This is a genomic window from Pseudomonas sp. MWU12-2020 (assembly GCF_023100605.1).
In the GTDB taxonomy this organism is placed as follows: domain Bacteria; phylum Pseudomonadota; class Gammaproteobacteria; order Pseudomonadales; family Pseudomonadaceae; genus Aquipseudomonas; species Aquipseudomonas fluorescens_H.
Window position 1 is genome coordinate 607,984 of sequence record NZ_JALMEX010000003.1, and the last position, 13,104, is coordinate 621,087.

The 13,104-nt window shown below is 61.9% G+C and carries 13 protein-coding genes; 5 read left to right on the forward strand and 8 right to left on the reverse strand.

Features of this window, described 5'->3' with window-relative positions; all coding sequences use genetic code 11:
• Positions 1-7: 7 nt before the first annotated feature.
• The 4 genes from dsbG to M0814_RS10170 form a co-directional block, all read right to left on the reverse strand.
• Entirely contained in the window at positions 8-778 is a 771-nt protein-coding gene (dsbG, locus tag M0814_RS10155; protein WP_103483799.1) for a thiol:disulfide interchange protein DsbG, read from the reverse strand.
• The gene (locus tag M0814_RS10160; protein WP_003226672.1) at positions 754-1,623 is read right to left on the reverse strand and encodes a TlpA disulfide reductase family protein; all 870 of its coding nucleotides are present in this window, start codon (positions 1,621-1,623) and stop codon (positions 754-756) included. The genes dsbG and M0814_RS10160 overlap by 25 nt, the downstream gene beginning before the upstream one ends.
• Positions 1,623-3,356 (reverse strand): protein-disulfide reductase DsbD, encoded by a 1,734-nt coding sequence (gene dsbD, locus M0814_RS10165; protein WP_103483798.1) that lies wholly within the window; start codon positions 3,354-3,356, stop codon positions 1,623-1,625. Before dsbD ends, M0814_RS10160 begins: the two co-directional genes overlap by 1 nt.
• A 431-nt stretch (positions 3,357-3,787) precedes the next feature.
• Positions 3,788-4,483: a hypothetical protein gene (locus M0814_RS10170; RefSeq protein ID WP_103483797.1), complete on the reverse strand. Its 696-nt coding sequence runs from the start codon at positions 4,481-4,483 to the stop codon at positions 3,788-3,790.
• A 284-nt stretch (positions 4,484-4,767) separates the two neighbouring features.
• Here M0814_RS10170 and M0814_RS10175 point away from each other — a divergent pair, with 284 nt between their 5' ends.
• The 5 genes from M0814_RS10175 to M0814_RS10195 all read left to right on the forward strand — a co-directional run bounded on the left by M0814_RS10175 (position 4,768) and on the right by M0814_RS10195 (position 9,335).
• Positions 4,768-5,448, forward strand: a complete 681-nt coding sequence (locus tag M0814_RS10175) for a response regulator (protein WP_003226669.1) — start codon at positions 4,768-4,770, stop codon at positions 5,446-5,448.
• Positions 5,448-6,770, forward strand: a complete 1,323-nt coding sequence (locus M0814_RS10180) for an ATP-binding protein (protein WP_003226668.1) — start codon at positions 5,448-5,450, stop codon at positions 6,768-6,770. The genes M0814_RS10175 and M0814_RS10180 overlap by 1 nt, the downstream gene beginning before the upstream one ends.
• Positions 6,771-6,985: 215 nt before the next feature.
• Entirely contained in the window at positions 6,986-7,471 is a 486-nt protein-coding gene (locus M0814_RS10185) for a GNAT family N-acetyltransferase (protein ID WP_103483796.1), read from the forward strand.
• A 143-nt stretch (positions 7,472-7,614) separates the two neighbouring features.
• Positions 7,615-9,027, forward strand: a complete 1,413-nt coding sequence (locus M0814_RS10190; RefSeq protein WP_103483795.1) for an aspartate aminotransferase family protein — start codon at positions 7,615-7,617, stop codon at positions 9,025-9,027.
• 83 nt (positions 9,028-9,110) lie between these two features.
• On the forward strand, positions 9,111-9,335 hold the full coding sequence (locus M0814_RS10195) for an MbtH family protein (protein ID WP_003226665.1): 225 nt from the start codon (positions 9,111-9,113) through the stop codon (positions 9,333-9,335).
• Between the two features lie 186 nt (positions 9,336-9,521).
• Here M0814_RS10195 and M0814_RS10200 read toward each other — a convergent pair whose 3' ends face one another.
• The 4 genes from M0814_RS10200 to M0814_RS10215 are packed head-to-tail and all read right to left on the reverse strand — an operon-like array spanning position 9,522 to position 13,088.
• Entirely contained in the window at positions 9,522-10,394 is an 873-nt protein-coding gene (locus M0814_RS10200) for a zinc ABC transporter substrate-binding protein (RefSeq protein WP_103483794.1), read from the reverse strand.
• A gap of 8 nt (positions 10,395-10,402) precedes the next feature.
• The gene (locus M0814_RS10205; RefSeq protein WP_103483793.1) at positions 10,403-11,314 is read right to left on the reverse strand and encodes a metal ABC transporter permease; all 912 of its coding nucleotides are present in this window, start codon (positions 11,312-11,314) and stop codon (positions 10,403-10,405) included.
• Positions 11,314-12,162 carry a metal ABC transporter ATP-binding protein gene (locus M0814_RS10210; protein ID WP_103483792.1) on the reverse strand — a complete coding sequence of 283 codons (849 nt, stop codon included), beginning with the start codon at positions 12,160-12,162 and terminating at the stop codon, positions 11,314-11,316. The genes M0814_RS10205 and M0814_RS10210 overlap by 1 nt, the downstream gene beginning before the upstream one ends.
• Positions 12,159-13,088, reverse strand: coding sequence for a metal ABC transporter substrate-binding protein (locus tag M0814_RS10215; RefSeq protein ID WP_103483791.1), 930 nt, complete (start codon positions 13,086-13,088; stop codon positions 12,159-12,161). The genes M0814_RS10210 and M0814_RS10215 overlap by 4 nt, the downstream gene beginning before the upstream one ends.
• Positions 13,089-13,104: the final 16 nt, after the last annotated feature.

The window sequence follows — 13,104 nt, forward strand, 5'->3', positions numbered from 1 at the left end:
GCGCCGGTTATTTCGGCCCGAGAATCTTCGCCAGTTTCTCCGGCGAAGGCGCCCCTTGCTGCTGTTGCAGTTCACCCTTGTCATCCATGTAGAAAATCGCCGGAGTCGCCTGCAATTCCAGGTCTTCCATCAACTGCATGTTCGCCGCGAGTTTGGTCTGCACTGCCGCCGGGATGCCTTTCAAGGGTTTGAGTGTGCTGGCCTTGCCAGCCTTCTCATGGTCTTCCAGCGCCTTGGCCGGATCTTTCGCGGCCAGCAGTGCAGCGGATTTGGCCGGGCTGTCTTCGCGGATGATCCCGACCATGATGTGCCGCAGTTGTACCTTGCCGGCCTTGACCCATGGCCGCGCCTGTTCCCAGAACATGTTGCAGTACGGGCAGTTCGGATCGCTGAACAGGTACACGGTGCGCGGTGCATCCTTGTTGCCGTCCTGAATCCAGTTGCTGGCTTCGAACTTGCCCCAGATTTCCTTGGCCATCGGCGCGTAGACCAGTTTCTGCAACGGCTCACTGCTCAAGTCCTTGCCGTCGGCGTCGTACAGATTGCCGAGCAAGACGTGCTGGCCGTCCGGTGTCAGGTACAGCGCCATGCCACGGTTCTGGTACTGCGCTGCATAACCGCGCAAGCCGTCCGGCGCGTCGAACTGGCCGACGATTTTCGCGCCCTTGGCTTCGATCTGCTTGATCGCGGCGGGCAATTCTTCGGCGGCCTGAACCGACGGCAGGTGCAGCAGGGCAGTGCCCAGAGTCAACGTCAGCAGGTGGCGGAGGCGGGGCATGGCAGTTTCCTTGCAGAGGTGGCCGGTGCGGCGGTTGGATTCGGGATGTCGAAGTTTTCCAGGGCGCGGGCCAGGCTGGCGTTCGACAGTTCGCCCAGGTGGCTGCTCAGCAAGCGACCGTCAGGGCTGTAGAACAGCGTAGTCGGCAGCGCCATGGAACCCACGGCTTGACCCAGTCGGCCGCTGCGGTCGAACAGTACGTTGTTCAGGCTCAGGCCCTGGGTTTCGAGGAAGGTGGCAACGCTTTGCATGCTTTCGGCCTGATTGACGAACAGAAAGGTCAGGTCCGGGCGTTGTTGTTGAGCGTTTTCCAGCACCGGCATTTCACGCCGGCAGGGCGGGCACCAGGTTGCCCAGAGGTTGATCACCAGCGGGCCGCCCTGATAGTCGCTGAGCTGGATGGTCTCACCGGCGGCGTTACGCAGGGTGATTTCCGGCAGGCGCGTGCCTTGCTCGTAGATGTTCAGCGACAGGGTCGCCAGCAGCCAGAACAGCACGCCGCTGGCCACACCAAAACCCAGTGGCCGACGCAGGCCCGGGCGGCGCCAGCCGCGATAAAGTGCAGCCAGCAGCAGTACGATCACCCCCGGCCAGGCGAGGAAACCGCCGTCGCGCAGGTCGATGATCTGCCACGGGTCGTTGCGATAGTGCCCCCAATACAGGGCGACAAACGCCACGCGCGCCGCAAGCATGCCCAACAGGAACAGGCTGAACAGCGCCGACTCGGGATTATCGCCGCCACGCTTGGCCACCCGCCAGCCGACAAAGGTCGCCAGCGCCAAGGCACTGATCAGCAGCAGGTGGTTAAGCGCGATGGCGAAGGTGCCGAGGGTGAACGTCAGCATCAGTTGGCGTCTCGAGTGGTGGTCCAGCGTTGCAGGAATGTATCGGCATCGACCTCGCCGGTGATGCGCTGGCTACGCCGTTCTTCGCCGTCGGCGCCAATCCAGACAAAACTCGGTGGCCCCGGGACTTTGTAGCGGCCGAGCAGCTCGCGGCTGGCGGCATTGTCGGCGGTGACGTCGAGGCGCAGCAGGCGCACATCGCTCAGCGCCTGCATGACCTTGTCCTTGCCGAACACCTGTTTCTCCATGACTTTGCACGACACGCACCAGTCGGCGTAGTAATCGAGCAGCACCCATTGGCCCTGAGCCTTGGCGCTATCCAGTTCGCGTTGCAGGGCTGCGGGATCCTTGATCGTGGTGAACGCCTCATGCCCGCTCGGCGTGGCGCTGGCGACCCGGCCGGCGCTGTACACCTGCAACGGCTGATACGGGTCGTCACTGCCACCGGCAGCACCAATCAGCAGCAGGCTGCCCCACAGACCGAGCAGCAACGAACTGGCGCCGAACACCTGGGCGACCCGGCCGAAACCTTCCGATTGCTTCCAGGCACAGAACGCGGTGATCAGCAGCAAGGCGCCACACAGCCCCAGCCACAACGAGGCGTCCAGCACCGGGCGCAACATCAGCAGCGCGGTCGCGAGGAACAGGAAACCGAAGATGCCCTTGAGCAGATTCATCCACGCGCCAGGTTTCGGCAGGAAGCGATTGCCCACGGTCACCAGCAGCAACAGCGGCACCCCGATACCGATGCCCAACGCGAACAGAATCAAGCCACCGTGCAGCGCATTGCCACTCTGCGCGATGTACAGCAAGGCGCCGGCCAGTGGCGCGGTCATGCACGGGCCAACCAGCAGACCGGACAACGCACCGAGTACACCGGCACCGATCAGGCTGCCACCGCTGCGACTGCGCGAGGCGTGCTCAAGGCGATCCCGCAAGGCCACCGGCAACTGCAATTCAAAGAAGCCGAACATCGGCAGCGCCAGCACCACAAACACTGCGGCAAACGCACCGAGCAGCCACGGATTTTGCAGCCAGGCCTGCAGGTTGGCGCCGAGCAGGGCGGCGATCACCCCCATCGCCGCATACACCAGTGCCATGCAGATCACATAGCTGCTGGCCAGGGCGAAACCACGGCGTGGGGTGGCGCCACTACCGACAATCATGCCCGCCAGAATCGGCAGCATCGGCAACGAACATGGGGTAAACGCGAGCAACAGGCCGAGGCCGAAGAACACCAGCAGGCTCCAGCCCAGCGCCCGTTGTTGCAGGCTGCTGGCCAAGGCCTGATCCGGCGCTTCGGCACTGGCTGTCGGCGTCGCTTTGCCGCCCAGATCGATGACCCGGGTCTGCGGCGGATAACACAGGCCGGCATCGGCGCAGCCCTGGTAACTGACCTTGACCTGACCGCTGGCCGAGGCCGGGACTTTGACTTCCAGCCCCTGGCGATACACCGGTTGTTCACCGAAGAACTCGTCACTGTGCGACTCGCCCTCGGGCAATGCCGGCTGTTGCTCGGCCGGCAAACCGTCGAATTTCAGACGTTTCTGGTACAGGTAATAGCCGTCGGTGATTTGCCAGAACAGCTGGGTTTCCCCGGATTCAAGGCGTTCGGAAGTCAGCACGAAGGCTTTGTCGACCGGCAGAAACTCCGGTTTGGTTTCGAATGGATTGTTCCCGGCCTGGGCCAGGCCGGAAATCAGCAGTGCAAACAAAAGAAAAAAATGACGCATGGAGGAGCCTTGTCCCTGTGCAAGTGTGGGCACAATGGTGGATGGCGATTAACCGATGATTAACCGCCCCGCACGCTGTCCGATGGACGGCCCGAAGCAGATGCGCTGATGCCTGCAAGAGGTCTCGGTTTATCAGCAACCCGGGCCAGCGGATTTCGGAGATTGTATACGCGCCACATGTTTTTTTCGCGTCTTGATCATATCGGCGGGCCGGTTGTCATTCAGATAAACATAAAGACAAGATTTCATATCTCGGAGTATTCGTTGCCGCTGACATCTTGCTGTTTGCCAATGGCTCAACTTCGCTTGATAAAGCTTATTAATATGATTGCGGGTTTGACTGTTCTGGCGGGTAGGGACAAGGTGCGTAGTATTGTTGGCGATTAATCGATGCTTAATCGCCAACAATCATTCACTTGAAAAAAGTGTTTTCAGCCGCGCAGCAGTCCTGGCCAGGATTCGTCGTCAATCTGGATGGGATCGGACTCAACCTGATTTTCCTGAATGTTGTAGCGGATGTATTCATCCTTGTCCAAGAACAGATACCAGTAACTGTCCGCCAGCGTACGATCGTTTTGCGCACCCGTCATGATTCGGTCCTGATATTGGGCCAACCCAGGCCATGTTTCATCATTAATGGTTTCTTCGACAAGTGTCTCATAACCAAAATCAAGCCTGAGCGCCTTGCCGTTGTCCATCAGGAAACGGAACAACTGTGCTCGGCCCGGTATGGTTTGCCACCACGTTCCTGCAATGATCCGGTCGAAGTAAGGCACAAGTTTATGCCAGCGTGATTCCTGAACTGGAACCGTGCTGATGCAGCGTTCATCGTCCTGATCATATTTGGTGACATAGGGAGTGAGTCGATCCTCTCCATAATGAAATAGCCACAGGAAGTCTCCGTCTATCCTGTCAGTGTCGAGTCCAGTGGTCGTAAAACCAAACCGCAACTGATAGGCGTCATGAAAGTCATCCCAATTCCCGGATACCTCCAAAGGATATTTTTCAGGTACTTTGTTTTCTGCCAGGCTGAAGCGCGAGTATATGTTGTAGTGCGTGAAAAAGAAGTAAATCTGGTCTTTGCCTGAGCGCCAGTCAACAGCGACGGCCTTTCCTAATCGAGACATGTTTAGTCCTTTAATGGTTGTTGAAGAAAGCGTTGTTGTTAATCGTGTGCAGTCGATGTTAGTTGCACAGCTTGATTTTTAATATGCCCGGTATGTTTCAATTTGAAAGTTGCGCCTGGCGGTTGTCGATCAGATTGGAACGCAGGTAGATGACCTGACTCTTTACCTGACGTACTGCGGTGGTGGGGCGGCTACGCAGCGTTTCTCTCGTTAAACGGTACACTTGGCATAACTGCGGCTTAATCTTCGGCTGCTTGAATGGCGTTTTTGCTCATGGAGCCCCCATGCACGTACTGGTTTGTGAAGACGATGAACTGATCGCCAGCGGTATCGTGGCCGGTCTCACGGCGCAGGGCCTGACGGTCGAGCACGTCAACACCGCCTCGAAAGCACGGGCGATGCTCAAGGTCGCCGAATTCGACGTGATGGTGCTCGATCTCGGCCTGCCTGACGAAGATGGCCTCAAGTTGCTGCAACAATTGCGTCAGCAGGGTCTGGAAATTCCGGTGCTGATCCTGACCGCGCGCGACTCGGTGACCGATCGCGTCGATGGCCTGCAGGCCGGGGCTGACGATTACCTGCTCAAACCGTTCGATTTGCGGGAGCTGTTCGCCCGTCTGCAAACCCTGTTGCGCCGGGTCGCCGGACGCAGCGTCAACCTGATTGAACACGGTGCGCTGACCTACGATCCGAGCAGCCGTGAAACTACGCTGGCCGGAAAACCGGTGGAATTGTCGCGTCGCGAGCAATCGCTGTTGCAGGCGCTGTTGCACAACCGTGGCCGGGTGCTGTCCACCGAGCAGTTGAAGGACAGCGTCTATGGCTTCAATGACGAGCTGGAAAGTAATGCGCTGAACGTGCACATCCATCACCTGCGCAGCAAGCTCGGCAAGGGTATTGTCGAAACCGTGCGCGGTCTGGGTTATCGCCTCGGGCCGGCCGATGGTGGAGAACAACAGAAGTGATGAGTCTGCGTCTGCGCCTGAGTCTGACCCTCGGCGCCGCCTTCGCCCTGATCTGGGCGCTGGCCGCGGCCTGGATGCTCAGCGACTTGCGCAATCAGATGATGTTTTCCCTCGACCAGCGTCTGGTAGCCTCGGCGCGCATGGTCGCCGGGTTGCTGGAGCAATTGCCGGCGCTGCCGAGCAAGGGCGAGGGCACCCATTTCAGTGCCGAACAATTGAACATTCCCGGCGGCATGGCCTGTCAGGTCAGTTCGCTGCGCGGAGAGATTCTGGCCCGCAGCCACAGTAGCCCCGAGCAAACCCTGGAAGCGGAAAAAATGGGCTTCCACGACCAGATGATCGACGGCGCGCCGTGGCGCAGTTTCACTCTCGCGCGGGGCGATGTGCGGATCACCACCGCCGATCGGCAGATCGAACGCGAAGCCCTGAACATGTCGATCCTGCTGGCAGCCTCGGTGCCGGTCGGCGTAGCGTTGCTCGGTTGTCTGTGCCTGTTGTGGCTGGGCATCGGCCAGGGCCTGGCGCCGCTCAATCGACTGCGCGAAGCCTTGATGCGACGGAATGCCGACTCGCTTGAGCCGTTGCAGTTGCAGTCGTTCCCCAGCGAACTGAAACCCTTGCTCGATACGCAGAACCAGCTGTTCCAGCGCATCGGCAAGACCATCGAGCGTGAACGCCGCCTGACCGGTGACGCCGCCCACGAACTGCGCAGCCCGCTGACGGCGATCAAGACGCACCTGCAGGTGGCGCGCATGACCGAAGGCAGTGCCCGCGATCAGTCGCTGGCGCGGGCCGAGGAGGGCGCCGACCGCATGCACCGCACGCTGGAGCAATTGCTCTTGCTGGCGCGGGTCGAGGGCAGTCTGTCGTTCGACGACGGTGTGCAGTGCAGCGCCGAGCAGGTGGCGAAACTGGCGATGCAGGATGCGGCCGGCGGTGAGCGTCAACGCATCAAGCTGCAATTGCCCAAGCAGCTCTCCAGTGCGCCGGTGCAAATGCCGGCGGTGCTGTCGATTGCCGCGCTGCGCAATCTGCTCGACAACGCCCTGCGCCATACCCCGGCGGACGCTAGCGTGGAATTGAGTCTGGAAACCGTCGGCCAGCGCGCACGCTTTGTAGTGCGCGACCATGGGCCGGGTATCGCCGCTGATGATTTGCAGCACCTGACCCAACGTTTCTGGCGCAACGGCCAGAGCACCGGCTGCGGCCTCGGCCTGGCCATCGTGCAAGCCATCGTCCAGCGCTGCGCTTGCTCCCTGCATTTCGACAGCCGCCCGGATGGCTTGCGGGTGGAACTGACGATGCCGCTGCAACCTGCCTGAACCACCGAAAATCCCCTGTGGGAGCGGGCTTGCTCGCGAAGGCGTCCGGTCAGTCGATAGGTTGCTGACTGGCACGCCGCCTTCGCGAGCAAGCCCGCTCCCACAATTGGGATTTGTGCTGTGGCACATCAAATGTAACGTCTCTGCATTGGTGATTCGCCGGCCCCGGCGTTAAGGTCGGGCTGCTCTGACTCAATGGATTGAGGGAACGCGCCATGGAAGCACCGATCTGCATTTGCCCGGCCAGGCCGGCCGACGCCGGCCTTATCAGCCGCATCATCGAGCGTTCGATCCGCGTCGGTTGTGCGCTCGACCACCGCAACGACCCGCAACTGCTCAGCCGCTGGATTGACCTACAGTCCGCCGACGTCATCAGTGCGCACCTTGCCGATCCGCATTTCTATTTGAACATCGCCTTGCTGCAGGACAAGCCGGTGGGCGTCGGCATGGCGGCGGGCAGCGGTGACATCGGCTTTTGCCATGTGCAGCCGGAATGGTTTCGCCGTGGTGCAGGGCGCGCCCTGATGACTGATCTTGAAGGTTGGCTGCGGATTCGTGGCGTGCCACAGGTGAGCGTTTTCAGCACCCGTATCGGCGCGGCTTTTTATCGGCATCTGGGGTACCGCGAGACGGCGCCGGCCTTAACCGATCAGGGCTTGCACCGGGTTGCAATGCACAAGCCATTGGCGGTGCCCGACTGACAACTCGATCCGGGGTCTAAATCCTCGCCCCGCTTAAGCGTTTCCAGAACAGGAAAACCTGCATGTGCGCCCCGCGACCGGAACGCGCACCTGTGCGGTGTGCTGTTTTGGTCACTATCCATAGCGTATTGAGGGGTCGAGAGATGTCAGTCGCCACCAGCCTTATCGAAGAGTCGTCGGCCCGGATCACCTCCGCGCCGGCCGAAACCCTGTATCAGTTCAACGAATCGCCACTGCTGGCCCGGCAGAGTCAGCAGGAATCCAATGCCCGCAGCTATCCGCGGCGCATTCCGCTGGCGCTCAAACGTGCCAAGGGCCTGTATGTCGAAGATGTTGAGGGCCGTACGTTCATCGATTGCCTGGCCGGTGCCGGCACCCTCGCGCTGGGGCACAACCACCCGGTGGTGATCGAGGCGATTCAGCAGGTGCTGGCCGATGAACTGCCGCTGCACACCCTCGACCTGACCACACCGGTCAAGGATCAGTTCGTCCAGGACCTGTTCGGGCTACTGCCGCCGGCATTGGCGGCCGAGGCGAAAATCCAGTTCTGCGGCCCGACCGGCACCGATGCGGTGGAAGCCGCGTTGAAACTGGTGCGCACCGCCACCGGGCGCAGCACCGTGCTGTCGTTCTCCGGCGGTTATCACGGCATGAGCCAGGGGGCGCTGAGCCTGATGGGCAGCCTGGGGCCGAAGAAACCATTGGGTGCCTTGCTCAGCAACGGCGTGCAGTTCATGCCGTTTCCCTATGACTACCGCTGTCCGTTCGGCCTCGGCGGCGCGGCCGGGGTCAAAGCCAACCTGAGTTATTTGGAAAATCTGCTCAACGATCCTGAGGCCGGCGTGCAGTTGCCGGCGGCGGTGATCGTCGAAGCGGTGCAGGGTGAGGGCGGGGTGATCCCGGCCGATATCGAGTGGCTGCGTGGCTTGCGCCGGATCACCGAAAAGGCTGGCGTGGCGCTGATCGTCGATGAGATCCAGAGCGGTTTCGCCCGTACCGGCAAGATGTTTGCCTTCGAACACGCCGGCATTGTCCCGGACGTGGTGGTGTTGTCCAAAGCCATCGGCGGCAGCCTGCCGCTCGCGGTGGTGGTCTATCGTGACTGGCTCGACACCTGGCAGCCGGGCGCCCACGCCGGCACGTTCCGTGGCAACCAGTTGGCGATGGCGGCCGGTTCGGCGGTGATGCGTTATCTGCTCGAACACAAGGTCTGCGAACACGCCGCCGCCATGGGCGAGCGTCTGAGCGAACATCTGCGGATCCTGCAACGCGACTTCCCGCAACTGGGCGATATTCGCGGTCGTGGCTTGATGCTGGGCGTTGAGCTGGTTGACCCGAACGGCGCGCCGGATGCCCTCGGTCATCCGCCGGCGTTCGCGCGCCTGGCACCGCTGGTGCAGCGTGAATGCCTCAAGCGTGGGCTGATTCTGGAGCTGGGCGGCCGGCATGGCGCGGTGGTGCGCTTCCTGCCGCCGCTGGTGATCACCGCCGCCGAAATCGACCGCGTCGCCGAGATCTTCGGCCGCGCCTTGGCCGCCGCCGCCGCCGCCGAGTAAATTTTTCGCAGCGCCGAACGTTCTATCTACATACCCGGCTGCACCCCAGGTGCAGCCTACCCTTACACCGATGGAGAACCAGCATGACGTCAGTATTCGACCGCGAGGACATCCTCTTTCAGGTCGTGGTCAACCACGAAGAGCAATACTCGATCTGGCCGGATTACAAAGCCGTGCCGGAAGGCTGGCGCACCGTGGGCAAGAGCGGCCTGAAGAAGGAATGCCTGGCCTACATTGAAGAAGTCTGGACCGACATGCGTCCGCTGAGCCTGCGTCAGAAGATGGAAGGGCAGGCGGCGGCTCAGTAATTTATCCGCCAAAAACAAACCCGCTGGACTGGTGACAGGCAGCGGGTTTTTTCATTCCTGGCAATGGTGTTGTTCTGGCGGGCCTCTTCGCGAGCAAGCCCGCTCCCACATTGGATCTGTGGTGCGCACAACTCCCCTGTGGGAGCGGGCTTGCTCGCGAAGAACGATAACGCGGTATTACTGAAACTACGCCCCGCTCAACCCCTTGAGTAACAAATCCACATTCCCCTCCAGCTCCGCCACCGGATCCGCCGCGTCGGTACTCAACACCAGCAGATGACTCCCCGAGGCGGCAATTGCTGCTTTCACTGCCTCCGATGGCTGGCGATGATGCAGCACAAGCGCCACGTCGTTGTCCTTCAGCGTCGCCGTGAGTTTCTTCAGATCTTCGGCTGTCCACTCGGCATCTGCTCGTGCGTCCTGACCGATCAGCTCCAGATTCAGGCTGCCGATCAGGTAACCGAAGTGATCGCTGAGGCTCATCACGCTCAGGTTTTCAGCCTCGGCCAGGCGCGCTTCGCTGTCGGCGCTGAGCTTGAGCAGGCGCTGTTTCAGCGCCGCCAGATTGGCCTCGATCTTCGGCTTGGCGGACGGCGCCAGACGCACCAGATCCGCCGCGATCACATCGGCCATCCGTCCCATGTTGTTGCTCGCCAGCCATGGCTGACTGTTCAAACCATCGACCTTCAGCCCCGGCTGCACGGCAATCCCCGGCAGGGCGCCGTCGACCGGACGTGCCGCATCGACTTCGACAATGCGAATGTTGCTGCGCCGCGCGATCGGGTACAGCGGATCATCGGCCCACAGCGAGCGCACGCCGATCACCGCGTCGGCATTGCTCGCCAGTTTGCCCAGCGCCGGAGCGCCGCGACCGGTGAAGTATGCGGTCTGACGGCTGCCCGGCAGATTCGCCGGAGCTGCGCGCTCGAGGCTGACGTCAGTGCCCTTGAGCAGCACTTCGCCCAGACCGTAAGTGATGGGCAACGAGGCCAGCACGCGCAGCGGTTCAGGGTTTTCAGCCGCCATCGGCGGGCTGCCGACCACGCCGCACAGGGCCATGGCCAGGGTCAGTTTTCGCAGTATCCAAGGTTCCCTTTCAGACTCGGGACGACCCCGCGCGCAATGGCGGCGAGGGCGAAGGCAATGCCGGCGACCAGGATGATCGCGGCGCCGGAGGGGATCGGCAGATCGAAGACGATCGGCGCGAGAATCCCGCATAGCGTGCTGACGGTGGCAATCAGCACCGAACACCAGAAGAAGCCCTTGAGCGACTGGCTCAGTAACCGCGCTGCCGCCGCCGGAATCACCAGCAACGCGCCGACCAGAATCGCGCCGATGACCTTCACCGCCGCGACGGTGATCAGCGTCACCAGAATCACGAACAGGTAATCCAGAGTCTTCACCGCCACGCCGCGCACCGCCGCCAGTTGCGGGTTGAAACTGGCGAGCATGATCCGGTTGTACAACGGCAGCGCCAGCGCCATGACCAGCGAACCGACGATGGCCAGCACCAGCAGATCGTTGCCGTTGACGGTAAGCACTGAACCGAACAGCACGTTCTCCAGAATGTGCACGTTGATCTTGCCGGCCAGAATCAACAGCAGGCTCGCGCCGAGGGCCAGCGACACCGAGAGAAACACGCCGATCAGGGTGTCCGGCGCCAGGCCGGTGCGGTTGCGCAGGTAGTTGAGCAGGATGCCGAACAGCAGGCAGTAACCGAACAGGCTGCCGTACGGCCCGGTGTAGGGTTCGCCAAGCAGAATGCCGATGGCCACGCCGGTCAGCGCCGCGTGCCCGACTGCTTCGGAGAAAAACGCAAAGCGCTTGACCACCACCAGCGTGCCGAGGCCGCCGAGCACCGGGCCGATCAACAGGCCGGCAAGCAGCGCGTTGACCACAAATCCGTAGGCCAGCGCCTCCGGCAGGTAACCGGACGACGCCCAGCCCTGAACCATCAAACGAAAGGCTTCGTAACTCATCAGACCGCGCTCCGTGGATGGGTGGAAAACAGACTCAACAGGCGTTCCGGAGTCAGCGCCTGTTGCGGCGTAGCGTCGAACAGCACGCGGCGGTTGAGACCGGTGACCCGGTCGGCCAGACGCTTGACCGCTTCCAGATCGTGCTCGATCCACAGCACGGTGATGCCGGCCGCGCGCCAGTCGCCGAGCAGGCGTTCGAACACCTGGATCCCGGCTTCGTCGAGGGCAGACATCGGCTCATCCAGCACCAGCAATTGCGGGGCCGGGATCAAGCCTTGTGCGAGCAACACGCGCTGCCGTTCGCCACCGGACAACGCGCCCATGCGCCGCTTGCGTTTGTCCTGCATGCCGACCCGTTCCAGCGCCTCGCCGATGGCATTGGCGTAGTGCTTGCTCAAGCCGAGAAACGCCGGCCGGCGCTGGCACATGGCGGCCATGAAATCGTCGACGGTCATCGGCAGGCCGCGATCGAATTCCAGCGCCTGCGGCACATAACCGATGGTGCCGGGCTGGCCGGGCCAGTGCAGGCTCAGTTGACCCTGGTGCGGCATCTGCCCGAGCAGGGTCTTGATCAGCGAACTCTTGCCGCCGCCGTTGGGGCCGACCAGCGCGTGCACGTGGCCGGGTTGGACCTGGAAGGTGACGTTGTCGAGAATCGTGGTGCGCCCGAGTGTCAGAGAGATTTCCGCAAAATCCAGAGTCGGCCCATTTACCCCTTGTGGGAGCGGGCTTGCTCGCGAATGCGGTGTGTCATTCGATAAAGATGTTGGCTGACCCGGCGCCTTCGCGAGCAAGCCCGCTCCCACAGGGGATGGCGGGGTGTCAGAGAGGGTTTCTTTTGCCGTCATGCCCCGGACTCCTGAATCGCCCGCACCACGGTGTCGAGGTTGCCGGTCATTTCCTTTTCGTACTTGTCGGCGGTGTATTCGCCGTAGGAAATGTGCGACAGCGGATACAGCTTCACCCCGGACTCACGCTGGATGGTTTCGACGTAGGTGGAGGGGAAATCCATCTCGGAGAAGATCACCTTGACGTCGAGTTCGCGCAGTTGGTCGATGGTCTTTTTCAACTGGCTCGGGCTGGGTTCGATGCCGTGGGCCGGCTCGACCACGGCCGTCACTTCCAGGCCGAATTCGCGCAGCAGATAGTCGTAGGCCGCATGCACCGTGGCCACGCGCAGTTCGGCGTTGGGCGCCTGGGTCAGTTTGGCCAGCGCATCGGCGCGCATCTGCCGCAGGCGTTTGCCGTAGGCGCGGGCGTTCTGGGTGTAGGTCTTGGCGTTGTCCGGGTCGAGTTTGCCCAGTTCGCGGGCGATGTTGTTGACCTGGGCAATCGAGGCACTGATCGACAGGAACGTGTGCGGGTTGACCACTTTGCCGGCGCCGCGCGCAGCGGTACCGGTGGCGGCCAGCAGCGGCACGTTTTCGTTGGCTTCGATGGTCTTGATGTTCGGCGTTTCGCTGGCGGCGATCATGCGGTCGGCGAAGTCGTCGTGGCCGACACCGTTGAGCACGATCACATCCAGGCCGCTGATGCGCTTGATGTCTTCGGCGCGCGGCTCATAGGCGTGCGGGTTGAAACCGGCGGGAATCAGCGGCACCACATCGGCCTTGTCGCCGACGATATTCGCCACATAGCTGTAATACGGGTGCAGGGTGATGCCGATGCGCAGGCGTTTGCCGGGTTCGGCACTGGCCAGTGGGCTCAGCAGGCACGCGCACAGGCCTATCAGCAGAGTGCGCAGGAGGGGACGGCGAGTCAGTGAAATAAGCATGGGCAAGCGGTCTTCT